30 protein-coding genes and 1 pseudogene are annotated in these 25,645 nt (G+C 39.7%); 24 read left to right on the plus strand and 7 right to left on the minus strand.

The annotated features are described in order from the left end of the window. Nucleotides 1-9: 9 nt before the first annotated feature. The 9 genes from CVN76_RS09235 to bla all read left to right on the plus strand — a co-directional run bounded on the left by CVN76_RS09235 (nt 10) and on the right by bla (nt 8,195). Complete coding sequence (locus tag CVN76_RS09235; protein WP_100531015.1) at nt 10-1,362, plus strand: MATE family efflux transporter; 1,353 nt, start codon at nt 10-12, stop codon at nt 1,360-1,362. A gap of 474 nt (nt 1,363-1,836) precedes the next feature. Beyond that, nucleotides 1,837-2,439 (plus strand): hypothetical protein, encoded by a 603-nt coding sequence (locus CVN76_RS09240; protein ID WP_100531016.1) that lies wholly within the window; start codon nt 1,837-1,839, stop codon nt 2,437-2,439. A gap of 77 nt (nt 2,440-2,516) precedes the next feature. Further along, entirely contained in the window at nt 2,517-2,876 is a 360-nt protein-coding gene (locus tag CVN76_RS09245) for a nuclear transport factor 2 family protein (RefSeq protein WP_100531017.1), read from the plus strand. A gap of 224 nt (nt 2,877-3,100) precedes the next feature. Next, nucleotides 3,101-3,493 carry a GNAT family N-acetyltransferase gene (locus tag CVN76_RS09250; protein ID WP_100531018.1) on the plus strand — a complete coding sequence of 131 codons (393 nt, stop codon included), beginning with the start codon at nt 3,101-3,103 and terminating at the stop codon, nt 3,491-3,493. Nucleotides 3,494-3,869: 376 nt separating this feature from the next. Further along, complete coding sequence (locus CVN76_RS09255; protein WP_100531019.1) at nt 3,870-4,688, plus strand: alpha/beta fold hydrolase; 819 nt, start codon at nt 3,870-3,872, stop codon at nt 4,686-4,688. 25 nt (nt 4,689-4,713) lie between these two features. After that, nucleotides 4,714-5,925: a SpoIIE family protein phosphatase gene (locus CVN76_RS09260; protein ID WP_100531020.1), complete on the plus strand. Its 1,212-nt coding sequence runs from the start codon at nt 4,714-4,716 to the stop codon at nt 5,923-5,925. A 287-nt stretch (nt 5,926-6,212) separates the two neighbouring features. Continuing rightward, nucleotides 6,213-6,698 carry a helix-turn-helix transcriptional regulator gene (locus tag CVN76_RS09265; protein ID WP_100531021.1) on the plus strand — a complete coding sequence of 162 codons (486 nt, stop codon included), beginning with the start codon at nt 6,213-6,215 and terminating at the stop codon, nt 6,696-6,698. Then, nucleotides 6,695-7,075: a hypothetical protein gene (locus CVN76_RS09270; protein ID WP_100531022.1), complete on the plus strand. Its 381-nt coding sequence runs from the start codon at nt 6,695-6,697 to the stop codon at nt 7,073-7,075. The genes CVN76_RS09265 and CVN76_RS09270 overlap by 4 nt, the downstream gene beginning before the upstream one ends. Nucleotides 7,076-7,262: 187 nt before the next feature. Next, complete coding sequence (bla, locus tag CVN76_RS09275) at nt 7,263-8,195, plus strand: class A beta-lactamase (protein WP_100531023.1); 933 nt, start codon at nt 7,263-7,265, stop codon at nt 8,193-8,195. Nucleotides 8,196-8,352: 157 nt separating this feature from the next. On the opposite strand, the gene CVN76_RS09280 is transcribed toward bla, so the two are convergent. After that, complete coding sequence (locus tag CVN76_RS09280; protein ID WP_232732150.1) at nt 8,353-8,820, minus strand: hypothetical protein; 468 nt, start codon at nt 8,818-8,820, stop codon at nt 8,353-8,355. Nucleotides 8,821-8,981: 161 nt separating this feature from the next. Between CVN76_RS09280 and CVN76_RS09285 the strand changes: the two genes are divergently transcribed. The 5 genes from CVN76_RS09285 (at nt 8,982) to CVN76_RS09310 (ending at nt 10,976) form a co-directional block, all read left to right on the plus strand. Beyond that, nucleotides 8,982-9,317, plus strand: a complete 336-nt coding sequence (locus tag CVN76_RS09285; protein ID WP_100531024.1) for a hypothetical protein — start codon at nt 8,982-8,984, stop codon at nt 9,315-9,317. A gap of 130 nt (nt 9,318-9,447) precedes the next feature. Next, complete coding sequence (locus CVN76_RS09290; protein WP_100531025.1) at nt 9,448-9,669, plus strand: hypothetical protein; 222 nt, start codon at nt 9,448-9,450, stop codon at nt 9,667-9,669. Nucleotides 9,670-10,076: 407 nt separating this feature from the next. Then, nucleotides 10,077-10,259 (plus strand): hypothetical protein, encoded by a 183-nt coding sequence (locus CVN76_RS09300; protein ID WP_061140906.1) that lies wholly within the window; start codon nt 10,077-10,079, stop codon nt 10,257-10,259. 127 nt (nt 10,260-10,386) lie between these two features. Beyond that, nucleotides 10,387-10,671: a hypothetical protein gene (locus CVN76_RS09305; protein WP_100531027.1), complete on the plus strand. Its 285-nt coding sequence runs from the start codon at nt 10,387-10,389 to the stop codon at nt 10,669-10,671. Nucleotides 10,672-10,733: 62 nt separating this feature from the next. Next, on the plus strand, nt 10,734-10,976 hold the full coding sequence (locus CVN76_RS09310) for a hypothetical protein (RefSeq protein WP_100531028.1): 243 nt from the start codon (nt 10,734-10,736) through the stop codon (nt 10,974-10,976). 62 nt (nt 10,977-11,038) lie between these two features. On the opposite strand, the gene CVN76_RS31420 is transcribed toward CVN76_RS09310, so the two are convergent. Then, the gene (locus CVN76_RS31420) at nt 11,039-11,197 is read right to left on the minus strand and encodes a hypothetical protein (RefSeq protein ID WP_185113023.1); all 159 of its coding nucleotides are present in this window, start codon (nt 11,195-11,197) and stop codon (nt 11,039-11,041) included. 128 nt (nt 11,198-11,325) lie between these two features. Here CVN76_RS31420 and CVN76_RS09315 point away from each other — a divergent pair, with 128 nt between their 5' ends. Next, nucleotides 11,326-11,484 carry a twin-arginine translocase TatA/TatE family subunit gene (locus tag CVN76_RS09315; protein WP_100531029.1) on the plus strand — a complete coding sequence of 53 codons (159 nt, stop codon included), beginning with the start codon at nt 11,326-11,328 and terminating at the stop codon, nt 11,482-11,484. A 219-nt stretch (nt 11,485-11,703) separates the two neighbouring features. Beyond that, nucleotides 11,704-11,925, plus strand: a complete 222-nt coding sequence (locus tag CVN76_RS09320; RefSeq protein ID WP_100531030.1) for a cyclase — start codon at nt 11,704-11,706, stop codon at nt 11,923-11,925. Between the two features lie 190 nt (nt 11,926-12,115). Here the strand turns inward: CVN76_RS09320 and CVN76_RS09325 are convergent, their stop codons facing one another. The 5 genes from CVN76_RS09325 to CVN76_RS09355 form a co-directional block, all read right to left on the minus strand. Then, entirely contained in the window at nt 12,116-13,159 is a 1,044-nt protein-coding gene (locus tag CVN76_RS09325) for an NAD-dependent formate dehydrogenase (protein ID WP_100531031.1), read from the minus strand. Nucleotides 13,160-13,319: 160 nt separating this feature from the next. After that, nucleotides 13,320-13,700 (minus strand): DUF2294 domain-containing protein, encoded by a 381-nt coding sequence (locus CVN76_RS09330; protein WP_061140899.1) that lies wholly within the window; start codon nt 13,698-13,700, stop codon nt 13,320-13,322. Between the two features lie 220 nt (nt 13,701-13,920). Continuing rightward, nucleotides 13,921-15,027, minus strand: coding sequence for a DUF1648 domain-containing protein (locus CVN76_RS09335; RefSeq protein WP_100531032.1), 1,107 nt, complete (start codon nt 15,025-15,027; stop codon nt 13,921-13,923). 5 nt (nt 15,028-15,032) lie between these two features. Then, a complete protein-coding gene (locus tag CVN76_RS09340) occupies nt 15,033-15,416 on the minus strand; it encodes a GntR family transcriptional regulator (RefSeq protein WP_061140894.1) in 384 nt (127 codons plus the stop codon). A gap of 988 nt (nt 15,417-16,404) precedes the next feature. Then, on the minus strand, nt 16,405-17,298 hold the full coding sequence (locus CVN76_RS09355; protein ID WP_100531034.1) for a LysR family transcriptional regulator: 894 nt from the start codon (nt 17,296-17,298) through the stop codon (nt 16,405-16,407). A gap of 162 nt (nt 17,299-17,460) precedes the next feature. Here CVN76_RS09355 and CVN76_RS09360 point away from each other — a divergent pair, with 162 nt between their 5' ends. From CVN76_RS09360 to CVN76_RS09395, 8 genes and pseudogenes are all read left to right on the plus strand, one after another. Then, entirely contained in the window at nt 17,461-19,380 is a 1,920-nt protein-coding gene (locus CVN76_RS09360) for an FUSC family protein (RefSeq protein ID WP_100531035.1), read from the plus strand. Between the two features lie 164 nt (nt 19,381-19,544). Then, on the plus strand, nt 19,545-20,156 hold the full coding sequence (gene wrbA, locus CVN76_RS09365) for an NAD(P)H:quinone oxidoreductase (protein WP_100531036.1): 612 nt from the start codon (nt 19,545-19,547) through the stop codon (nt 20,154-20,156). 361 nt (nt 20,157-20,517) lie between these two features. Continuing rightward, on the plus strand, nt 20,518-21,258 hold the full coding sequence (locus tag CVN76_RS09370) for a class I SAM-dependent methyltransferase (RefSeq protein WP_100531037.1): 741 nt from the start codon (nt 20,518-20,520) through the stop codon (nt 21,256-21,258). 117 nt (nt 21,259-21,375) lie between these two features. After that, nucleotides 21,376-21,867 carry a DUF402 domain-containing protein gene (locus CVN76_RS09375; protein WP_198512527.1) on the plus strand — a complete coding sequence of 164 codons (492 nt, stop codon included), beginning with the start codon at nt 21,376-21,378 and terminating at the stop codon, nt 21,865-21,867. Nucleotides 21,868-21,950: 83 nt separating this feature from the next. Continuing rightward, on the plus strand, nt 21,951-22,520 hold the full coding sequence (locus CVN76_RS09380) for a nucleotidyltransferase domain-containing protein (protein WP_100531038.1): 570 nt from the start codon (nt 21,951-21,953) through the stop codon (nt 22,518-22,520). A 118-nt stretch (nt 22,521-22,638) separates the two neighbouring features. Beyond that, a complete protein-coding gene (locus CVN76_RS09385) occupies nt 22,639-23,889 on the plus strand; it encodes an MFS transporter (protein WP_100531039.1) in 1,251 nt (416 codons plus the stop codon). A 205-nt stretch (nt 23,890-24,094) separates the two neighbouring features. Beyond that, nucleotides 24,095-25,186 carry a GerAB/ArcD/ProY family transporter gene (locus CVN76_RS09390; RefSeq protein ID WP_100531040.1) on the plus strand — a complete coding sequence of 364 codons (1,092 nt, stop codon included), beginning with the start codon at nt 24,095-24,097 and terminating at the stop codon, nt 25,184-25,186. Between the two features lie 217 nt (nt 25,187-25,403). Then, nucleotides 25,404-25,645, plus strand: a pseudogene (locus CVN76_RS09395) (stage II sporulation protein D); the annotation flags it as partial.

A 25,645-nucleotide genomic window follows, 5' to 3' on the forward strand; every position in this document is an offset into this window, starting at 1 on the left:
TGACTCCATATGGATTCAGAAAACCTCTATTATTTTGAAAAAGCACCGATAGCAAAAGCCGTAGCTCACTTCGCTGTACCAATGATGCTAGGTACGTCGATGAGTGTCATATATTCGATCTTGAATGCCTATTTCCTTGGTACGCTTCACAATACCGCGATGTTAACGGCACTCGCACTAACCTTGCCGTTATTCGCGATCATCATGGCGCTGGGAAACTTGATTGGCGTAGGCAGCGGTACATTCATCTCGCGTTTGCTTGGAGAGAAAAAATATGATGATGTAAAGCATGTGTCTTCATTCGCCTTTTACAGTAGTTTAGTTCTCGGTCTTATCATGATGGCCGTCGGGCTCCCGCTGATCGATCCAATCGTCCATGGCCTGGGGGCTACGCTTGAATCCTTTGATTTCACGAAGGACTATGTCACGATCATGCTTATCGGTTCACCATTCGTCGTATTATTCTTTACGCTGGAGAACATCGTGCGCTCGGAGGGGGCGGCAATCACGTCGATGATCGGTATGATTCTCAGTGTTGTCGTAAATATCATTCTCGATGCGTTCGTCATCTTCGTATTTCATTGGGACGTGATCGGCGTTGCGTCTGCTACGGTCATTTCCAACTTGGTTGGGAGTGCATTCTACGCCTTCCATATGGGATTTAAGAGCCAATTCTTAACGGTCTCGGTAAAATGGTTCAAGGCTACCAAGGAAATTATGGGCAATGTACTGAAAATCGGAATTCCTGTCTTTATTATGAGTGTGTTTATGGGAGCCATGTCGCTCATTTTCAACCATTTTCTTGTCGAATACGGGGATCAGGCCGTAGCCGCCTTCGGAATTTCATCCCGTTTATTGCAATTTCCTGAGTTCATTCTGATGGGCTTATGCGAGGGAGTCGTGCCGTTGATTGCCTTCTCTTTCACAGCGAATAAATTACGCATGAAGAATACGATTGGATTTACGATCAAAGCGATCGTTGCGTTAGCAGTTGTGTTCGGCATCATCGTCTATTTGATTTCCGACCACTTAATCGGCTTATTTACCAATGACCCGCAATTAATCGAAATGGGCAGCTACATTCTGCATGTGACGTTTTTATCCTTGTTCATTACCGGAATGACCGCATTGTTTACTGGGATCTTCCAAGCAACTGCGCAAGGAACTGCCGCTTTCATTATGTCAATCATTCAAGGAATCACCCTGATTCCCGTATTGTTTATCGCCAATCAAATGAACGGCTTCCACGGGGTGGTCTGGTCGCTTGTCATAGCGGATGCCGTGGCATTTCTCGTCGGTGCCAGCATGCTGTATGTTCTGCGAACCAAATTGCAGCCCGATTTGTCTGAATTAGTACAGTAAAACACCCATTAAGGAAGGATAAGGGATTCCCCGATATTCTTCCTTTTTTATATATAAGATTGCCGCTCCGTTAACGGAAAGGATGATTAGGGAAGTCCCCCAAGCAGAAGCAAACCCATTGAACATATGCTAAAAACGAACAGCGCTTCCCAATAAGGGGAGCGTTTTGTCTTTAATAGGGATCTTGCTTGCTAGGGTAACCAGAATAAACGGGTATCCATTTTAGGATTTTCGATGATTGCTGTAAGAAAGGAATGGATTAGGTGTATTCATATTCAAGTTAATGAGGAACTGGCGGAAAATGAAAAAGCATGGATGGAACAAAATATAAGGATCTTGTTGAACCAACGGGTCTGATAGCGAAGGAGCGGAGCTGTCATATGCCGCATTTTATCCATTCCATAAATATCCATTATTTGTTAACATAGAGGTAGCTAATGAATTACGCTTGAACTAACAATGAGGAGGAATACCATGAACCGAATGCCATTCGAACAACCAACCGAACATTATGATGAAAGGATTTCTTCGATAGATGAACAGCTTTGCGCATTAGTAAGACAACGGAAGGACATTTCTGCCGACAATCCGGGCGTTCCGCCTGAGGATGCTATTTCCAAATGGGCTTTGAAATATAATCTGTATGAGGAATTATTAAGGACGTTATTCACTTCAATGAGAATGGAAGACTTCTTTAAGCCTCGTGTAGAACCGACTGGATTCAGAAAGCACCTATCGGTTTTGAAAATGGTTGAACAAGACGATCAGGTATATTCGGTAACGGTTATTCGGCAGTATGAGAATGCTAGTGTTATTCAGCTTCACGTCGATTGGGAGGAAGCGAGGGATATACCGATGGACGAGCATCATCACAAAAGTTTTGAATTATTTTTAGGGGAACCATATGATTGTTGGCAGGATGGTTCAAGTGGGACAACAGGACATTGTACATATCACTTCATTGTTTCCCCTCCGTTGCCTGACGATATATCAAGCATGGACTTGGTTTTTAAAGAATATCACGAACCCTTTAAGGAAAATCCGACGGGTTCTGAAATTGTTATTCAGATAGAATGATAAACAACGGGGAGTTGCTTTGGCAGTTCATTTTTTGATGGGCAGTTTAGCTTGAAGGGAAAAAGGGGGAGCGGAAAATGGAAAGTGAATCTGCGTTATATGAACATTTACTGCAACTGGAAAAAAAGTTGTTAAAACCAGAAATTCGTACATCTCAAAACGAGCTTAACCATTTACTTGCAGAACAGTTTTTTGAATTTGGTAGTTCTGGTGAAGTCTTGTACAAAGATGAGGGGATTGCTGAAGAAGGAATAGGTGAGGTAAAGATGACTTTGAGTGATTTTGACATACATCCATTGTCTGAAGATATTGTGTTAGCCACCTATCGAATATTTAACGAAGTAAAAAAACAACATTCATTGCGAAGTTCCATCTGGAAATTTACAGATGGAAGATGGCAAATGCTTTTTCACCAAGGTACAATAACCACTCCTTAGCTATGGTTTCTTAATGAACGATCAGGGCAGGACAGAAAGTATAGTATTTTCCATTTGAAAGAGTGAATAAACAACAAGTTTGAATTAACATTCCTCATTAAAAGGGTGCGCGGCACCTTTTCTTTGCGAATCTAAAGGGGCAGAGAGTTCAACAAAGAATTACACTTCATCCTGTGGAAATGATTACTTAACAGGCAATTGCGGATGAAGAAAGAGGGGATTAAATGAACGATGAAGTCATCATAAACATGCCGATATCCAATCATGAAGTCCCTGAATTAAGGGAGCTTGTTGGGTGGGCAAGACGCGATGAAGATTATCCTAGATTGTTCGAGCGATCCAATTTCTGGGCTGGAGTAAGAAACGAAGATAATAAGCTGATAGCATTTGGTTATGTTGCAGGCATGGGATTGGAACATGGCTATATGGAAGACATAATGGTTCACCCTGATTATCAAAAATGGGGGATTGGTGTGAAGCTGGTAAGAGAATTACTGAATGAGTCGGAACGGTATGGATTAGAAATCGTTACTTTAACGTATGCCACCAAACACAAAAACTTTTATGAAACCTCTGGCTTCATTCCCTGCTCAGGCGGGCTGTGGAAAAAGGCGTAACAAGCTGAAAGATGGAATGGCTGAAAAACGGAGCTGTCTTAAAGACAGCTTATTTTTATGCAACTAACGAGGCAGGGTAGTAAGAATGCTTGGCTACCCACAAGTCAAACAGACATTGAAATGAATACCTACACACCCTTCGTTCGATTTCATTTTGGGTTTATGCCCAAAATCTTGAAAAATAAGTATTGATTTGAGCGTCACGGTCTTTCTTCCTATTACTTAATTAGCGGGCATGAAGAGCGATGCCTCTCCCCAATTGGATATATGGAAGGCGGCTATATTCAGGATTTAGGATGAATCGGGTAATTCTTTAATTCAGTTAGGGTTAGTGTTAACATATAGGAAGTATATCGTCTAAGTGAAGGAGCCAGTTATGAATCCTAATATTATCGTGCGTAACAATGTAAAGGTAAAGGGAAGCGGTACACGACCAATGATATTCGCCCCAGGCTTTGGTTGTGATCAAAATGTCTGGCAATCAGTTGCAAAAGACTTCGAGGATGAATACCAAATTATCCTATTTGACTATGTTGGGTCAGGTCATTCCGACTTACAGGCATACAACGTGGAAAGATACAGCTCTCTTGAAGGGTATGCACAAGACGTACTTGATGTTTGTTCCGCATTAGAGCTAAAGGATGCTATTTTTGTTGGACACTCTGTTGGCTGTGTCATTGGCATGCTGGCCTCCATTAAGCACCCTGAATACTTTTCTAAACTTGTTCTGGTAGGGCCTTCGCCTTGCTACCTGAACCTCCCTGATGATTATTACGGAGGATTCGAGAAAGAACAACTTTTCGGATTGATTGATATGATGGAAAAAAATTATATAGGCTGGGCAACCGCCTTTGCGGGAACGGTTATGTCCAATCCCGATCGACCAGAGTTAAAACAGGAGCTGGAGAAGCGGTTTTGTTCCACTGATCCCATTATCGCTCGCCAATTTGCAGAGGCAACCTTTTTCGCAGACAACCGTAAAGACTTAGAAAAAGTAACAGTGCCATCACTTATTTTGCAATGTTCTGAAGATGTTATTGCTCCGGCAGCAGTAGGTGAATATATTCATAGACATCTTCCTGATAGTACGTTGAACAGGATGAAAGCAACAGGACACTGTCCGCATATGAGTCATCCCGAGGAGACGATTCTCCTGATCCGTCAATATTTGGATGAGTCTTCGACAATCGATTGATAGAAAAGGATAGGTGTGGATTTTTGTGAATGAACAATTAAATGAGGCACCTTGCGGGTTTTTTACCTTGTCAGAAGAAGATACTATTTTATCCGTTAACCAAACTTTACTTAAAATATTGGGGCATGGTCATGAAGAAATGGAAGGGCAGCATATTAACTTTATCCTTTCAGCTTCGGCTATACTCTTTCATCAGCTATATCTGGTTCCTCTGATTAAGCTGGAAAATCACATTGAGGAAATTTATATATCTTTAAAGTCTGCAGATGGTGAAGAGATACCCGTGTTACTCAACGCTGTCCGAAGAGAGCGGGATGGAAGAACCATTATTGAGTGTGTGGTGATTCTCATGCGAAAAAGAAACGAACTGGAAAATGAGCTTCTATTAGCGAAAAAAGAGGCAATGACAGCTCTACATGCTAAGAATGAAGCTTATTCTGATTTAGAGAATGCTCATGAAACGGTGAAAATGCAAAAAGAAAAGCTTATTGAATTGAACGGGAAAAACGAAATGTACAAAATGGAAACAGAAAGAGAAATGGAACTCGCAAAAAAAATCCAAGAGGCGTTATTGCCTGTTCCCATTAGTAATGAACATCTTGAAATTCAAGCCTATTATAAAGGCGCCAATCAACTATCAGGTGATCTTTATGGATTTTACCAAATTGACGCCCACCGATTTGGCCTTATCCTGCTCGATGTGATGGGGCACGGGCTTTCTTCGGCTCTCATAACCATGTCGCTTCATTCCATATTTCAAAGATTGATTCTAAAAGGTTCCGAAGTCGGGGCCGTCATGAAGGAATTAGATGATCTTCTTCATTCTCTATTCAATAACACAAGTGAAACTTCTTATTATTGCACAGCTGTTTACCTTTTAATCGATACGGATAAGAAAGAAATCCGTTATATTAATGCAGGCCATCCTCCCGTAGTTTTACAGGATGTGAACGGAACCCAATATCACCTGCATTCCAATCGTCCGCCACTCGGGATGTTCGAAGGGATAAGTTTTAATACGACTGCCATCACATACAATAAGGACAGCAGTCTGTTCCTTTATACAGATGGAGTGGAAGAACCTCTAGGTTCAGACCAATTATGCTCATTAATAAAGAACCATTCGAAAGCCCCGCTATCGACACTTAAACAGGAAATCATAGAATCCCTTAGAAATGGAAAGAACTCGGATTCATGTAAAGATGACCAATGCTTTATACTGGTTAAACTAAATTAAGTCATTGAGGTGTGCGTTAGTTGAAGATTGTAACTGTCTATAAGACAGCTTTTTCTTTAAGCAAACAGGACAGGATGGTTCCATCAGGAAAATAAAAAGCATTCTTTATTGAATGCTTTCAGAGTATAGACAAACTTGATGAACTTCGGGTTTGTCTATTTTTTATGCAGCTAGCCGATCAGTTCCTGTTAATAAGCTTAAATCGTGAATCTCATTTTATACTATTTTTCGCTTGAAAAATTATACTTTTAGTGTAAAATTACACTAAAAAGGGGTTTTTACTACTAATGGAAAGAGAAGAATTCATCCATTTAATTTCAGAAAAAATGAAACTTGTTCGAACTGAGCAAAGTTTTTCTCAAGATAAGATGTGTGAAATACTAGGGATTTCAAAAAAAACACTAGTTCAAATTGAAAAAAGAAGAACAGAAGCCAATTGGACCACCGTTGTGGCATTTTGCGCTTTGTTTAAACATAGCCAATTGCTGATGTCATCGATTGGTGATGATCCAGTTGATTTTGTCCGGCTAATTGCAAGCAAAAATGGCGGGACGCCTAAAGAAAAAACAATGGGCGGTAAGATATGGTGGAAGGAAATTGATTATAGAGGGGATTTTCGATTGCAACAAAACTTGATTAGTAACCATTACCGTATATTGGATCAATACGATTATCGCTGGCATAGTTCTTTTAATAAAGAAGAGAGTGTAAGTCGTTTAATCGAATTACAGGAGTTAGAGACGTTCGAAGGAGAGATAGGGAGGGGGATATGAAGAATAAAATTTTAGTTACATTATTGATGATCAGTATTGGGTTTAATTTGTTTTTATTTGGAAGATGGCTTATTTTTGAACATGCGTATGAACCTTCCAAAAATGAACAGGTTATTTTAAGTGAAATGGTTCAAAAAACGGTTGAGAGTCAAGATTATAAAAAGATAGCAGAAAAAGAGAACATTATTGCGATGGATGCTAGCCTTGATAAAAATAAAGGGGGAGCATTCCCCTACTATTTTGGAGTAAGTGTCCGTACTGACCAGCAGACCTATCTCTTTTTTTGCAATGATGATCAATGCTCAGAAATGGAAAATGGAGGCTGGACTTACTCTATCTATCAAGATGAAAGTCCACGGCTTCCATTTAAACAATAGGAGAAACCGTTAGTATGAAACGATCGGTTTTCCTGCGATGAATATTTTAAATATTCACCTATTTATCATGGAGGTATTATAAGCACTACATGTTCATTGTTGCGGATCGTTGATAAAATGGCTGTGTTAGGGATTCCTGCGGAGGAGAACAGATAATAAAAAATTTCTAGAAAGAGGTGTAATTTCAATGAAATCATTGAACCATATTTTTTGTACTTCCACATTCAAAAAAATAGTGCCAGTACTGGTTCTTTCATGCGCTGCGCTTGCGGGTTGTTCAAACAATAACGGGAATGCTGAATTAACTGAACCTAAAAAACAAGAAACGGCCAAGATTCAAAATTTTGCCCAGCTTGAAGAGAAATTTGATGCCAAGCTTGGTATCTTTGCCTTGGATACCGGTACGAACCAAACGGTAACCTATCATCCAGATGAGCGTTTTGCTTATACATCCACTCATAAGGCCCTAGCTGTAGGAGCTCTATTACAACAGAAATCATTGGAAGACCTTAAGCAAAGAATTACCTATACACAGGAGGATCTGGTTAATTATAATCCGATCACAGAGAAGCATGTTGATTCCGGGATGACGCTTAAGGAGCTTTCGGATGCGTCTCTTCGATACAGCGACAATACTGCTGGAAACCTTATTCTTAAGCAACTGGGGGGACCGGCTGGTTTCAAGAAAGTACTGGAGGAAATGGGTGATGATGTTACCAGCCCTGAGCGGATTGAGCCAGCTTTAAATGAAGTGAATCCTGGTGAAACTCATGATACGAGCACGCCAAGAGCACTTGCTGCCAGTCTTCAGGCTTTTACATTGGGAGATGCACTTCCAAAAGAGAAACGTGAGCTTTTATTAGATTGGATGAAGCGAAATACCACGGGAGATGCATTAATTCGGGCTGGAGTGCCGAAAGGCTGGGAGGTTGCTGATAAGACTGGCGCGGGATCATATGGTACGCGAAATGACATCGCCATCATATGGCCATCAAAAGGAGACCCTATCGTTCTTGCCGTCCTTTCAAGTCGTGATGAAAAAGATGCCGAGTATAATGACAAGCTTATCGCTGAGGCAACAAAAGAAGTAATCAAGGCCCTTAAAGTCAAAAATAAATAGAAAAAGGATTGTACTAAAAAGGGTTACGTGAAGTAGCCCTTTTTTTGTTATACCTATGACGATTGATAAAAAAAGCCAAAACAAAAAAATGACTTCTACACCAAAGTCATTTTTTTTGAAGGTTTTCATGGATTTGCGTACCTAATATTTCGGCCAATTACTTGGTTTTATTACGCAGTTCGAATGACTCGTCATTGTCATCCCATTTTACATGTATCTTAATCTTTTCATCTTTGTTCTTCATTGCTCCATTTACTGAACTTCCACTAGTTGTAAATACTTTTTCACTAGGCGGGGCAGGATAGTCCTCTCTTTTACTTCCTTTACTTGAGCTTGTTTCATAAGAATATTCAAGGTGTTTCATTGAAGATAATTCTTCCAAAGTTCCCTTGTATTTTAATGTAAGTACATAGTTATCTTTGCTGGAGTGAGTTGCTTGTCTGCCCTTTTTGCCCCATATTTCGGTTGCTTTATAAGAATATACAGCCTCCCAGTGCTCGCTCTCTCCTGTAAATTGATAATCAATTTTGGTCTTCGTCTCTGATTCGGTACCTTTATCAGTGAAGATGCTACAAGCTGTTAGTGCCATCATGATAACTAATACAGCGGTCATTTTCTTCTTCATCGTAATTCCCCTTTAAACTTGAGTTTTACCTTAAATTTACCATTAAAAGGAATGTAATGGCAAATGGTGAAAGAGACCGTATCGCAAAAAAAAATAGCTGCCCCTTAAGTAAAGGCATTTTGCTACAATAGGTAGAAATAAGCAGGGAAAGGGAGAAGGGAATGTGTGGAATCCAATTCATTTTAGCTACCACCTATAAAGAAGCGTATAAGGAAGAAACGTTTGTAGAGTTTGAGGAGGGGATACACTCCTATCTTTTAAAAAAGGAAAAGGATCCTGCTAATAAGTTTGGAATACTTCTAAATCTTGATATTTATGGGGAAACCATTTTGTATAGAGATGAGATTAAACAATTGATAGGCATATGTGAAGGTTTAATTCATACATACACAAAGGAAGACAAAGATCAGCAAGTCCGGCGTTTTGCTAAAGATTTAAAATGGCTCTGCATGGAAGCAATACTACGAAAAAAACATGTATTTGCCATAGGTGATTAGCTTTATGTAGTCTAAATTCGATGACCCTGATGAGCAATCGTTTCCAGAGGGATTTAAAACAGATAAAGGGTAGGAAAGACTTTAATGAATTGCAGTTTCACAGCCTGTTGAAAGATGAATGAGGTTTATTGTGAAACCAATGGTTACGATTAACTTCGTTGCAAAGTTATTTATTTTTTTAATGTTTATCTCTTTTAATACATATATATGTTTTTATGCAAAAGACAAAACAGCAGGGATCGTAACTGCGTGTATAGGCTTCTTTCTAATGCTGGTCGTGGCAGCTACTGGATTCTTTCTAGAAAAAAAGAAAAGGGATCCGGATATACCATCAGGATCCCAAAAAGGGTGAGGGAACATGAAATGAACATAGATATAGGGTTTCTCTTTCTTATTCTCCTATCGATGACAGGATTGATATTTTCCATTAGATATACTAAAGAACAAGATAAAGAGAAGACGGAAGTGATAAGTGGAGCAGGAATCCTCGGTAATTTTATGTATCTTTTGATGAATTTACTGCCATTTAAGGTAAGAAAGGCGATATATATTATTGTGTGCCTTCTTTTGGTCCTTCTGTTTTCCATTGGTTTAGGGGAACTAGCAAAGGAATAGTAATTGCAACTAACTGGTGCTTTGCTGTGGGTTCGGGCTGTCTTTAAGGCAGCTTATTTAAAGGGGATACGGAGGAGGGTAATTCAACAAGGAGCCGTGAATCTTATGGTGAAATGAAAAAAATGTTTGTTTGGAGGGTATTCAGTGCAAATCATCATTCCGATAGGTCTTACTGTTGTTGGGTTATTCATCCTATATGTGGTTATTGAAACGGCAGTAAGAAAGGGAATCAACCATTCAATCATTGGTCAAATCCTTGAAGAAAAGCATGAAATGAAAAAAGATAAAAAGTCATTTCTGGATAATGATTTAGATAATGATCGTTAAAAGAGGTTGCTGAAGCGGCCTTTTTCTTATTTGGCTGGTTAGCCACATGGAAATACCTTTATATATGATGTAGAATTTTTTTAGCTTGTGCTGAACATAAAAATAGAAGCTTAGAGGGTTAGGGTGTATGAATATCACTGATATATTGGTTTTGTCTGTGGTTTTAGGCTTAATTAATGGTTTTAAGGACAAGGGAAATAAAGTTCAAGGTTTTTTCACAATAGCTTTCACCTTCTTTACAACAGGTCTAATCTTCAACATAACAGGCAAACTATTTCTTGATGATTTTTTAGATGAATATTTTTCTAGTGAAGAATATGGGGTATGGTTATTTGGCGGTTTGTTCTTGCTATTCTCGATTTATTTAACGATTAAAGGATTAAGAAAAAAGACCAGAAACTCTCTTCATTAATTATCTTTACTAGGCATGGCGGCAGGAACTTATTTTTAAGGAGGAAAATATGGGCTTGAATCATGAGTTTTAGCTTATTTCCAAAACAACTGTTATTTTCGTCATGGAAAAATCTATTCAAGAACGCACCTGCTAGCTTTGTACTCACTGGTGCATACGTTTATGGCGAAAGCGACACTCAGGACGGGTACTTTGAAAAGCTAACCTTAAGCCGAGATGAAGTGATGGCACAATTTGAAAAGATCATTTCAATGTCAGAAGCTTTGGCTAAAGGTGAATTCTTCCTTTATCATTGCGGAATATGATAACTGAGCAATAACGGAACGAAAAATGAACAGAAAATAAAAAACCACTTGCAGTGGTTTTTTTAATCGCGCATGGCCCCGGCCTCACGGGAGGTCATTGCACCTTGTCCTTCGCTTACATCTTTTTGGATTTGTTGTTTTACCTTTTGTGCATCAGTTCCGGAAAATTCCGGTTTCATGATGGAATCGGAATTCCCTTTAGCTTGTTGATCTTGTTTCATATAAGTCCTCCTCATTGCGTAGCACGCTTATTATTCACAAGAATACACCGGTTGTATTCCTTGGAGGCATTGACAAATTTTATAATCAAATCTAGAATTTGGTTAATGAAATGAATGGGGCGGTGTGTATGTTGAGTAATATAGGTATTCCAGGCTTAATTCTAACTATACTTTTCGTATTATTGATTTTGCTTTTAGTAAGAAAACTAATGAAACCAAAGAAAGCACTTCAACAAAAAATGGATAAGCTAGAAGAAGAGGTTCGTATATTAAAAAATCAGAAATGATGAGTACCAGGGGCTGATTGGCAGCTCCTTTTCTTTTGCGCAAACGGGCGGAATACCCTTATTAGGGGGGGGATTCAGTCTTGAAAATGATGAAAATTATCTTAGCAATAATGATATTCGCCTTATCAGCCTATCAGCTACTGAGTTGAAGAAGGGAAACCTCTTTTTGTCTAGAATATCTCTAAGTAAGAACGGTTGTAATAGTTGGGGAGGGTTCAGATGGATAAAAGAGTTCAATTTGACTTTGAAGTCGTGTTTACGAATGGCGGTGGGCTTCAAGGGCAGGAATTCCGCTTGGATATTGAGGGAGATGACATCACAGACCAAGAGCTGGCCCAGTATATTGTAGAGGATATGAGGTTACTGATGGTTGGAGACGTTAAGATATTCAATAAAAAAATAATAAATGAAAAACATAAACGAAAGCCTGTTGATGAGTGAAAGTGTCAAAGGAAGATTGGAGCTATTTTTTTAGGCAGCTTTTTATTATTCTGCCATTCGGGTGCCTCTAAAGCATTGGAGTAACGAGATTTCGTACTTATCTGTTACTTGGGCACCCCTATTTTTTTATAAGTAGAAACAAACAAAAAGACACCCTCCTGAAAGAGAGGGTGTCTGTACATTATGCAGCTTACTTGATTTTGTAGCTTGGGCTGACGATTTCTCCGCCTTCTACAATCAAATCTTCTTGTTTTTGTGCTTTTCCTTCAAAGAAGTTGTCCAGAATGGCTTTTGTACCGATTTCGATACGGTGCTGAGCTTCCAGGGTCATGCCAGAGTAGTGGACAGTCATGGCTTGTTTTGGCATTTGTCTCCAAGGATGATCAGCAGGAGCAGGTTGTGGGTACCAAGTGTCACCAGCGTAACCAGCTAAATGTCCGGATTTCAAGGAATCTACAAGAGCATCCGTTTCAATGATTTTTCCGCGTGCTGTATTAACGATATAGGCACCTTGTTTTGTACGGCTTAAAACATCGCGGTTGAACAGTGTATCCGTTTGCTCGGTCAACGGAGCGTGGATTGTGATGGCGTCACTTGTTTCAACCAATTTGTCGAAAGTTACATATTCCACTCCCAGTTCATCTTCCAAGTCTTCACGACGGTATGGGTCGTTGTAGACCAATTTCACATCGAATGGGCGCAGACGGGCAGCGACACGTTGTCCAATACGTCCGAATCCAAAAATACCAACTGTTTTTCCTTCTAAGTCATGGGCATAAGCACCAACTTTTGGCAGGTTCCACTCTCCATTTACTGCTTGTTCGTGACCGCCTACAAAGTTACGGAGCAAGATCAGGATTTGCATGACAGCATGTTCAGCAACACTAACAACGTTACTTCCCGTTACTTCAGCAACCGTGATATTCCGTGCTGCACAAGCTTCCAAGTCGAAGTGGTCGGAACCTACGCCAGCCGTAAGTGCCATTTTAAGATTTGGAGCACGATCAATTTTCTCTTTTGTCAGGTAAGCAGGGTAGAAAGGGCTGCAAATGAAGATGGACATATCTGCCAAATGCGGCTCCAAAGATTCATTTGCATCGCTCAGTGTAACGAATTCATGACCTTTGCTTGCAAAATATTCATGAAGATTATAAGCTTTCTCAACGTTAAACAAATAGCCTGGAGATGGTTCTGGCAATTCTACTACTGGTGGTAATACTGCTACGATTTTCATATTGTGTTCCTCCTAGGAATAATGTTAGTTTGATTTTGTTGAAAAAATACATATAAAAAACCACCACATTTTGGTTAAGAGGATAGCCTGGGCCAATCCTTTTATCCAAAATGATGGTGGTTAGTTACTAAGCACATACGTACCGTATTCCATCCGCCTGTCATATTGAAAACATATCTTCTGTTCCATCTATGGGTTGTTCAAAAACAAATATAGATACGACTTCATCTTTCTCTAAATCTACATCTGTAATAAGTTTTATAAATTTTGCTCCTACCAGTTGTTCCATATCAGTGGGAGTTAACTCACTGTACAGTTCTTTTATCATGTGTGTACGAGCATGTAAAATCATATTCCGTCCTTCTTCAGACCGTGTGATAAAACTTTCTACCGGACTTAGGCATCCACTCATATGAGCGACAACCCAATTTCTGGTGAATGTTACCTTGATCTTCTCAGGACCTTTTCCAATCTGTTTCTTTCGATAAGCTCGAATGAGATTGGCGAAATTCTGTTCAAGTTTTTGTAAAGATTCACTCATACAGCTCATCCTCGAGGCATGTAATTTTATCTGTATTCGTAAGCATATGTCTTACACGAAAAATTATATATCATTACTAACCAAATGTAAATAGATATAACTAGATATAACTAGATATAATTAGAGTGGGAGGACTTACCATGGGAAGAAAACACCTCAAGTCTAGGTGATTCTCTTCCCATTTTTCATTTAAAGTCCCTGTTGATTGTATCCTCCAAGATCATATAAAGAATGAAATGAGTAATATCAGCAGGATGGAGACAAGTAAGAATATATAACCGATTGGATTCCCGAAGTTTATGGCCCAGCCGACTCCGAACCGTTTTTCGACGAAAATGGAAGGATCATTTTTGTTCACATAAAAGATGCCTGCCTTCCAGTATTGGTCGTCGTCGACAAAGGTGGTATCCATCGTTTCCTCTTCTTCAGCCGTTACCTGAATGCGAGAGCCGCCTTGACCGACCTTGAAGGCATAGACGGCGGTCACGATTAGCATGATTAAAAGGAAGCCGAGTGGCACCGCTGCCATAAAAGCGGCATTCCCCATTCCGCCTTGAATGATCACCAGCTGTATGAAGCCAAACAGAATGGTGATCAGGACAGTCGTGAAAAACAAAAACCAGCTTGAATATTTACGGAATGCCAGTTGCTGGACTTGTGAAGATTTCTTTTTGGCAGAAGTCAGCTTGATGCCTGAACGTTTTGTCATCACATTTATTCCGAACATCATACCCTGGATGACCAATAGAATAAGCAAAAGGGAGATGGCGGAAAAAGACGTTTTTTGACTGAACGCGTCCGGTTGGCCGGCTATATCCCAATGAGTGGGAATCATGGCGGGCAACTGACTGTATTGGCTTGCTGTATAAACGAGCAGTCCAGCTGTAATGAGCGCGGGAAGGGCAAACATATAGGACGGAAGCATTTCATCTTTTGCATGGCTTGCGAGATCGGCTATCCGAACTGGTTTTAATCCTGCACCCCACTTATGGGTGCGTTTCAATTTCGTTGTTTTTGCATGGAAATAAAGATACATGATCATACATAAAAAAAGAATGCCGAACTGGATGGCCAAACCGGCAAAAACGACTTGATCCTCGGAAAGTGTCCGTTTTTTTGCCCAGAGGAAATAGACAATCAAGGCAAGGAAACCGGTAATAAGTATCGTTGCTGAATAAAAGCGTTTATACGAAGAAATCGCTCGTTCCTGCATATGTTGTTCGGGAATGGTAACGCCAAATACAATCGACCCCTTCAATAAGAACGGAATGGCGGCTTGCAGCAAAATGATGAAAGCCAGTGTAATAAGAAAAATCGATAATGACATAGGTCTTATTCCTCCTTCATATCTGAAAGTATGGATGAAGCGAGTTGCTGAATGTCCTCCGCATTCATACCCAGCACGATTGCCTCGGCAATAATCGGCTTCAGTTCCTCGACGATCCTCAGACGATGTTCTTGGGAAATGCCATCTCGAATGGATGGATTAATTACGGCTCCGGACTTCGGTACGATGCGGATGATTCCTTTTCTTTCAAGCTCATGGTAAGACTTATTGACTGTGTGCATATTAACCCCAAGGTCAGACGCCAACGATCTGACGGAAGGCAATACATCGCCCCCTTTTAATTGATCGCGTGCGATTAGTTCAATCAGTTGATTGGAAAGCTGCGTATAAATGGGAATATCCGATGAGGTTTCGATTTGGATAAGCATAAGTACCTCCTGACTGTTCTAATTGAAGTATAACACGTTGTTCTATATATTGTATAACAAATCTTTGGCTGGTTTCTGCGGGCTTATTTTCACTTGGGTGGATGAAGTGTGTTAGCTACCTTTTATTTATGCACCGGTCTAGTCAAGTTTATTGCGAAATAATGGGTTAATTATCCAAAAGATTTGTTGTATTATGGTAGAATTTAAGAAACTAACTTTTTTAAGGGGCTTATCGTGCAAAAGACATTTCTTTTTGTTTCTTATTTGTTATTTCTCGTTCCTCTACTATTCATTGTGAATTTTCTGTTTGATATTGTTACACTCGAAAAAGTGCAAGGGTTGCCTATATTTTTTCCATTGGTAATTGGTCCTATTGGTCTCTTCTTCGCTTTAAAAGCACATTATATTCATAAAGATGTTATGACGTTTGTTTCTATTTTTGTAAATGCATGCTTATTCCTATTTCCCTTTATATATATGATTTTAGGGACAATGATATTTGGTGTTTGAATGATTGATTAGATCCTTTTCTAAAGTTTAAAGCCAGAATACATATCATAAGTCAGAGAGAGGAATCAGTTATGAGAAATAAGATGTATAAAGCAGAATATATTCCAATATTGGTAGGGTGCTTGGTAGGGATATTGCTTATGATAGGTATATCCAGTAGACTTTTTCCTATGAAAGAAGTAGCCTCTTTTTTTCTAATGTTATCGTTTCTTTTTGTTTTAAGTTTCGATATCAAAACAGGTGCTTTCAAGAAGAAAGAAACCAAATTCCCGTTTAAATATTTTGTTTGGATTTGTCTATTTTCTTTAGCAAGCATTAGCTAAAACCTATGCTGTATGGCTCTATTCCTTTATTTGAATTTATGGTTGCTTACGGAAACAAAAACATCCCTAAACCGCATTTTCCAATGTGATTCGGGGGTGTTTTTTTAGAGTGCAAAGGCTGGTTTTCTTTTTTTATAAAATCGATTTTTCAAGCTTCAGCCATCACGTTGTGATAATGCCATGGTTGTTTCAACAAAGGTCTTGAACTTCAAAACGGCAGGTGACATATATCCAGTCGTTCTCCAAACCATGCTGATTACCCTTACACTTTGTGGATTCTTTATCCGGATCATTGAAATTTTTTCCTTATCCAGGCCAGGAATGAATGGAATGATGGCAACGCCGAACTTGGCTCCGACAAGTCCTGCCACCGTTCTCTCTTCCAATCCCTCAAACGCTTTCTTTGGGTGAAACCCGGCTTTGTGGCAAATTTCCTCAATGACATCACGAATGGCGGTTTCAGGCTTGAACAGCACAAATGGATCATTGGCTACCTCGCTTAAATCGACTTCTTTCCTTCCGGCAAGTCGATGGTCATGGGGGACTATTAAAAATAATTCATCCTTCACGATTGGCAGTGAGCTAACCTTTTCAAGGGGGCCTTGCGGGGAGCAAAAGCCGATGTCAATTTCAGTGGATGCTAATCGATCCAAAATCTCACTTGTTGTGTGCTGATACAATTGAAATGTCAATTTTGGCGCTTCTTGACGAAAGTCACTAATCAATTCCGGTACGAAGCTGGATCCAAGCGTTTGAATGAACGCCAATGAAACCGTCCCATTCAGCGGATTGTTCAGGTCGTTGATTTCCTGTGTTGCTGCATGTATTTCCAATAAGGCTTGATTTGTATGTTGAAGAAATATTTTTCCGTATTTGTTCAATTCCACTCCATGACTTTTTCGTTCAAAAAGCGGAACGCCGATTTCTTGTTCAAGTCGAGAAATCGAACGACTCAAGGCTGGCTGGGAAAGATCTAATGTAACGGATGCTCTTGAAAAGTTTTTAACATCAGCCAATGTCTGAAAATATTTTAATTGTTGAAAATCCATAAACAGTATCCTCCTAAAACAACTGGTATTACAATCATGCATGGAATCCATAAAAAAGACAATTAGCTTGCATAGTCTGCCGGGAGTATAATGATAGTATAACGGTACACTATAAATTGTTAGGTACTTCATTTACTGAAAGTCATCAAAAGGAGCCATCGTATGAGAGAAGTACATGCAACATTGCCATCTCTTTTTAAACAGGCAATGAGTGTCAATAGAAAGCCATTTCCTTGGGTAAAAGCATTCTGTGCGGGGTTGGCTTCAGCCTTGCCGGTTTTTATCGGATTATGGTTTGGCCATTTCGAATATGGGTTGTTAGCTGGGATGGGGGGATTCACTTATCTTTACGTTTTCAATATCCCCTATGCTCAAAACGCTAAAAAGCTATTTTTCGTTGTCCTTGGCATGACTTTTGTTTCAGCTCTTGGAACGCTTGCTGCACCTTACCCGCTTGCAACGGCCATCTTGATGGGATTGATAGGGGCTGCCGCCATTTTTATTTTTGGAGCATTCCGAATTCCAGGTCCATCGGCCATTTTTTTCGTTTTAGTCTTCGCCATGACAACGGGTATGCCCGTTCATCCAGAACTTGCCCCATTGCGGGCCGGTCTCGTTTTTTTAGGCGGTGCATTATCCTGGCTCATTGCAATGATCGGTTGGATATTTCATCCTCATGGGCCAGAAGCAGGTGTAGTGAAAAGAGCGTATGCAGAACTTGCAACATTTGTTGATTCTGTTGGTACGGAGAAATTCAACGAGTCTAAGAATAGCGTGATGTCCGTTTTAAAAGAGGCGGAAGAAACACTTGCAGCAGGGTATATTCCTTGGCGGGAAACGGAATTATTTAAACGACTGTATGTATATAATGACCATGCAAACAGGATATTCTTATATATACTCGAAAATTTTTCAGAGGACCATCCTAAATTACCAGCGGAACTGGGGCAAACGATTCGGGAACTGGCGATTAAGCTGGATGGTAAGGGGAAGGGGAAGCAGGTTTGTAAAGAAATTCTTCAGCCAGAAGAAATGAATGATAAGGTTGCAGCGTTATTCGTAAAAATATATGATGCTGACGCAATCATGCTTGAAGCAACATTAAAAAATAAAGTGATACAAGTCTCCAAGCCGTCACTGAAGATGATTATTGGCGGGGCATTTGACAAAAATTCGATTGTATTCGTTTCTGCATTGCGATTCTGTGCCGTAACGATCATCGCCGCGATCATTGCCTATCAGTTTCATTTAGCCCGTTCCTATTGGGTGCCATTATCATGTGTGGCAGTGATGTCCGGCTCGACCATTGTGACGACCTATCATCGGGCCATTCAAAGAGGACTGGGTACGATTGCAGGCATTTTAATTGCCAGCTTCATTCTTGCCGCGCAGCCATATGGATACATCATAGCTTTGTTCATTCTGCTGTTGACGTTTATAACGGAGCTTTTTATCGTGAAAAATTACGGGCTGGCCACACTATTCTTCACACCGAATGCGTTACTCATGGCTGAAAGCACAAGTCAAGGAGGCTTCAGTTTTTCTTATTTTGCATCAGCTAGATTAATGGATGTCCTGATCGGAAGTGCCATTGGCTTAATCGGCGTATGGCTAATAGGGAGAAAATCTGCATCCAGCCGCCTGCCTCATTTGCTCACTAAAACCATCCGTAGTCAAGCGCAATTTTTACTGCTCCTTTTTTCTGACAACGGGACAGGAGTAATTGTTGACGATAAGAGTCAAATAAAAAAAATGCAAACAAACATCATTCATTTAAAAACACTTTATACTACCGCAGCAGGGGAGATCCCGGTCGACCAAAAGGCATTGGATTATTATTGGCCCGTGATATTTTCAGTGGAACGCTTAGGGTATTTATTGGAAAGTTGCTCCAAGGTGGAACAGCGTCCAATCCTTTCAGAGGAAACGCTTGCCCGAATCCTTTATGTTTTTGAAACGATGGCAAATACTGCCGGACGAAAACAATCGCCGTCGATTAAGCATGTTCCTGAAATAGAATCGTTTTCAAGCATACAGAATGAGATCATGTACTTGCAAAAATCTCTTCACATGCAGTCATGACTTGTGTTACGAGAGTAAAAGAAGTAAAGGCTGGGTATACGTATGTATAAAGTACAAGATCATTTCCGGAGAGTGCAGTAAGTTTATTGAAACCCCTTTAGGGCTAAACTTATTATAAGGAAATTACATTTGGATGCAGGCTAATAGAAAAGGAGATGGAATCATTGTCAAACGTTAAAGTAGCAGTCATATTTTACAGTATGGGCGGAACCAATTTCCAATTAGCAAAATGGGCTGAAGAAGGAGCAAAAGAAGCAGGAGCTGAAGTGAAAGTATTAAAAGTACAAGAACTGGCTCCTCAATCGGCTATCGAAGGAAATGAAGCATGGAAAGCAACTGTCGAAGCAACAAAAGACGTACCGGTAGCGTCATCGGCTGACATTGAATGGGCAGACGCCATCATCTTCAGTGTCCCAACGCGCTTTGGGAATGTGGCATCACAAATGAAACAGTTCCTCGATACCCAAGGCGGACTGTGGGCAAGCGGCAAGACGGTGAATAAAGTCGTAAGTGCCATGACTTCAGCGCAAAACCCACATGGCGGGCAAGAAGCTACATTGTTATCGTTATACACCTCCATGATGCACTGGGGTGCTATCATTGCTCCTCCTGGTTATACGGACCCAGTACTATTTGGTGCAGGAGGAAACCCATATGGAACAAGCGTAACGGTCGGACAAGATGGCAAAATGATCGAAGATGTTTCAGGTGCGGTAAAACATCAAGCTAAACGTACAGTCACCGTTGCTGAATGGGTCAAAAAAGGAAATCAATGAATGCCATTCCAATTATAAAAAAGTGATGAACTAAACCCCGGATGACGGACACGCTTAAAAGTGTCCCTTATCCGGGGTTTTTATGTAAGAAATACATGGGATAATAAAGAAAAGTGAATCGGCGGTTAAAATGAAAATGACTATCAGAAGGTTGAATGGTGAATCCGCTACGGAGGGAGTTGCTAGGCAGCATTTTTTCTTTTGGAACTATTCGGGAGTTTAGAAGAATATAGGCATGACTCAATCTAAATCTTACCAAAAACAAGAATATAAGTCTATTTCTTTTTTGATAAATATGGAAAAATTATGATAGTGTCAATAAAAAAATCTGTTTATCATAAAAGAAAAGAGGCGTTTGTACATGAAACAAAACATTTATGATCATCCGGAATTCTTCGAGAGCTATCGAAAATTGCGTGAGTCTGAATTGAATTACAATGATTTACTAGAGCAGCCTACCCTAAGAGATATGCTGCCTGAATTAAAGAATAAAAAGGTGTTGGATGTAGGATGTGGAATGGGGGACTTCGCAAAGTATTGTGTGAATGAACAGGCTCGGGAGGTTCTAGCAATAGACATTTCAAAGAATATGATAAACGTTGCTCAACAAAGAAATGCTCATGAACGTATTAACTATGTAAATATATCATTAGAAGATCTTCAGATAAGACAGCAGGATTTTGATGTTGCAGTTAGTTCGCTAGCTTTACATTATATAAGGGATTATGATGCTGTCATAAAAAAAATGAACGGTTGTTTGAAAAAAATGGGGGTCTTTCTTTTCTCCATTGAGCATCCGATTGCAACAGCTAGACGAAATATGGATAATTGGATCATTGACAAAGAAAACAGCAGATCACATTATGCAGTTGATCATTACCAGGAAGAAGGTGAAAGGCAACAACATTGGTATATAGACGGTGTTGTTAAATATCACCGTACTTTTTCAACACTAATAAATGAACTAATCCTTAATGGCTTTCAGATTGAAAAAGTAATCGAGCCTATTCCCGCTGATGAAGCAGCGGATAGTTTACCAAAAATCATGAATGAGTTGAGAAGACCATCTTTTATGATCATTAGGGCAAAGAAAGCTTGGTAATATGGGAGGTTGCTGCGGCAGCCTTTTTCTGATGGACAAAAGGGCAGTTTGGGTAAAGAAGGAAATCGCGAATGGTCGGGCGAAGTAGTTAGGATAAAAAAATTTAGGATGATTAAATTGAATGAGATTGTAAAAATTAAAGCCCTGAAATTCCCTGATATTCTCCACTATGAATGGGAAGGTGAATTGCTACTCCATACTTCTGATCATTTACTAGTCTTATGCAAACCAGGACGGAAGTTGATTCACCATACCAAAAATAAGCTTTTCAAGATTGATAATACTTCTTTAGAGTATTTCTCCTTGAAGGAATGGTTCACAACCGCAATGGAAATTGAAGATGGTAAGGTTGTATCCACGTATTGCAATGTAGCAAAACCGTCGGTGTTCAAGAACAATGAACTGAGATTTGTTGATTTAGATTTGGATTACATTCAAGTAAATGATCAAGAATGGGAAGTTATAGATGAAAATGAGTTTGAATCAAACAGTATTACCTACCAATATCCCACAGAGTTAAAGATTGCGGCAGTAAAGGCATTGGCAAGGTTAAAAGAAGAAGTTCCAAGAATAGATTCCCTTTTAATGCAAGCATCATTTCTCATATAAAAAGATAATTCAGGATAGCTAAAAATAATGAAATATCTCACAAAACTTCTAAGCAAAATCAATGGTTAGTCTGGAGGATTTATATGTCATTCGAACAATGTCATAGGATTGCTTCTTTGATGTCAGGATTCAATAAAACGTGGTTCTTTGCAGGTGGTTGGGCAATTGATTTAAGTATCGGCAGAGAAACAAGACAACATCAAGATATAGAGATTGCACTATTTCGGAAGGATCAGTTATATCTGAAGGAGTATCTGAATGAATGGGATTTTAAGAAGGTTGTTAAAGGTACATTCCATAGTTGGAAAAATGAGTTTTTAGAGTTACCTATTCACGAAATACACGCTTTACATAAATCAAATGGAGATAGATTAGAAGTGCTTTTAAATGAAGCAACGGATTCTGAGTGGAAATTCAGAAGGGAGTTAACGATTTCCCATCCGCTTATGTCGGTTTGGAGTTATTCTGATACAGGCATTCCTTATCTGAATCCAGAAATTGTCCTTTTATATAAGGTGAAAAACACCAGGGAAAAAGACCATCAAGACTTTATCGCTATAGTAGATAAACTAGATGATCAGCGGAGAAAATGGCTTCGGGGTGCCATACAATTGCACGAACCAAAACATAAATGGCTTCAATTCTTAACATGATATTTCAATGAATGAACAGTGCTAACCTTGATTACCTGGAGCTGATCGGCAGCTCCTTTTTTTTGCGGCTAACGGGACAGGTTAGTTGCATTACGATGAATGTTAAAGGGGTGATCATGTGAGTGACAAATTATTAAAGAACCGTCAGTTCCTTATTGTATGGATAGGTAATGCCATCTCTGAATTAGGCGGGGCTTTCGGTACTTTTTGTAACTCCATTCTTCTATATCAACTAACGAATTCGCCGATGGCATTGGGGAGTATGTGGCTTTTGTATTTCTTACCATCCCTTATCCTGCAATTGTTCATTGGTCCGTTTATTGATAAATGGAGCCGTAAGTGGTTAATGATCATTTCTCAATGGACCAGGGGGGTAATTTTCTTGATTCCACTTGTTTCCTTGGCAGTTGGAAATCTCGAATCTTGGCATATTTTCGTCGTCCAAATAATAGCAGGCTTAATAACCCCCATTTATACACCTGCTAATCAAGCCATTACACCTACTATCATTCCTAAAGACCAATTAAGCACGGCTAATGCTTATAAAGATGGCACCGTTAGGCTAATGACATTCTCTGCACCATTTTTGGGCGGAATCGTTATAGAGCATACAGGCGTAATACCGGCCCTGATTTTTGTTTGTGGACTGCTTATCATGAGTGGAACTCTTTTGCTTTTCATCCAGGAGGTAAGGACGGTTCAACATGTACGAAAGTCTTGGCTGGAACAATTTATGGAAGGAATATCTTATTTCTTTAAACAACCGGTTATTGTTTGGTTAGGAATCTTTTTGGCCTTCGTTCAATTTGGAGTGGGGGTCACAATGGTTGTAAACCTTCCTTATGTCACAAAGGAATTATCGGGCAGTTATGCAGAGTACGGATATTTTATGGCAAGCTTCCCATTAGGATATGTAATGGGTGCGATCTTTGCCGGTAAAATCAATAATAAAAGGCGCAGGGTTTTAATGCTAGGAGCATTAGTTATAGGGGGCTCAACATTCATTTCATTAGGTTTTAACCATAGTATCGCCTTTGCGTTAATCACCGAGGTAATTGCCGGAATAGCCATGGCTTTTTTTGGTGTTCATAACATAACCATTTTTCAGCAAACTGTGCCAAATGAATTAATGGGTAAAGTATCCGCTGTCCGGCTTTTCATTATCAGAGGTGTTATGCCATTAGGCGTGCTCACCGGTGGTTTTTTGAGTGAAGTTTGGGGAATACGGCCACTATATTTTTTAATCGGGTCCATTATTTGTACCGTATCTTTACTAGGGATGATACTTCCTTACTTTAAGATCATCGACCATTCTTACATAGGTGAAAACATTCCGTGTTCTCGAAAAGATCATAAAGATATGCACTAATGTTAATTGTTGGAAATTCCCTGGAGAACAAACTAACATCGTATGTATCGGAAAGACCTTTCAACTAACGCTGCGATGTTGGCAGCGTTTTTTGTGTCCATCTTTCAAGCGGATTATGAGCCATAAATTAATTTCCTGAATAACCATCTATACTAAAAGCCAAGATAATAACATTAGAAATTGGTCAGACAAATGAGGGTCCTATATGAACCAAGCTACTGTCAATGTTAAGTATAAGGTATCGCCATTTTATGTGTTTTTTTTAATGCATGGCATGCAAACTGGATTAGGAGCGTTGAGCTTTCAAAGGGAATTGGCGAAGTTCACAGGAACGGATGGATGGATCTCGATACTGCTGGCGGGATTGCTCATTCATCTATTTATTTGGCTCATGTATAAGATTTTCGAAATGGTTCCGGGTGATATTATATACGTCAACCATCATGTGCTTGGCAAATGGATCGGCAATTTCTTCAGTCTTTTGTTCATTCTGTACTTTTTTATTCTGGGAATGACGATCATCGTTGGATATGTACGTGTCATACATGTGTGGATGTTTGATGATGTACCTTCCTGGGCATTGTCTGCGGTGTTCCTCATCCTGATTTATTACATCATTTCCGGGGGATTCCGAACCGTTACGGGAATTACTTTTATCACAGTGATCATATCGTATTGGCTTTTATTCTTTCCTTTTTATGGGGTTAGATATTCGGACTTCACGGGAGTGCTTCCTATATTCGATCATACCTTCCTGGACATTATGAAAGGAACCAGAAGTATCTCCTTAACGATGCTTGGTTTTGAAATGCTGCTGATGTATTATCCATTCATAAAAAAAGCAGAAACATCACAAAAGTTTGCCCATGGAGGAGCATTAACCACTACTTTGCTGGCTTTAACCGTCTATTTCGTTTCAATCGCCTTTTATCCACTCAAGCTGCTTACCCTTACCCTATGGCCAACCTTAACCTTGACCAGCATTATTGAATTGCCCTTCATTCAGCGGTTCGAGTACATAACCATTTCTTGGTGGGCCATCATTATCATCCCCAATATGGTCATTCCCTTGTGGGCTGCCAGCAGGGGGATCAAGCGCTTATTCAATGTCCAGCAAAAATACCCCTTATGGATCATGTCCATCATCATCATCCTGATCAATATCTTTTATTACGATATCGAATTATTGTATGTACTAAACAAAATAATCAATCCATACAGCGTCGGCTTCATTGTTTTATATATACCGCTCCTATTTGTTCTATTAAAAACAAAGAAATTATTGAAGCGCTCTTAAACGTAATGGAACAAATTCTTTTAGCTGCCTTGTTGGCAGCTTTTCTTTATGGCCGTTTTCGCATCCTTCTGCAGTGGAAGATCACTTATCTTACCAGGGAATGGTTGGTTCGGAAGATGAAGCCGAACGGTGGTTCAATAAGTGGGAAACAATGGGTAATATATGATGTCGTTTATTCATACCCTGTTTAAAATGCTTTTTTTATTAAGGAGGACGGATGAATAAATTCCAGCCATTGATGTGGATTGTGTTTACGACGATGATTGTCATATTAGTAGTGCCTTCCATTTTGGTAGTTTCCTTTTCAAATCATGCAAAAAAGAACCTGGATGCGTCAACAAAGCAGGATGTGAGTGAATCGACGTACACGAAAGAAAATTCGTCTGAGCCATCCACCGACGTTTCGGTTTATAGGACAAAAACGAAAGTGATTGAGCATATTCCTTTGGAAGAATACGT

This window comes from Bacillus sp. mrc49, from assembly GCF_002803435.1.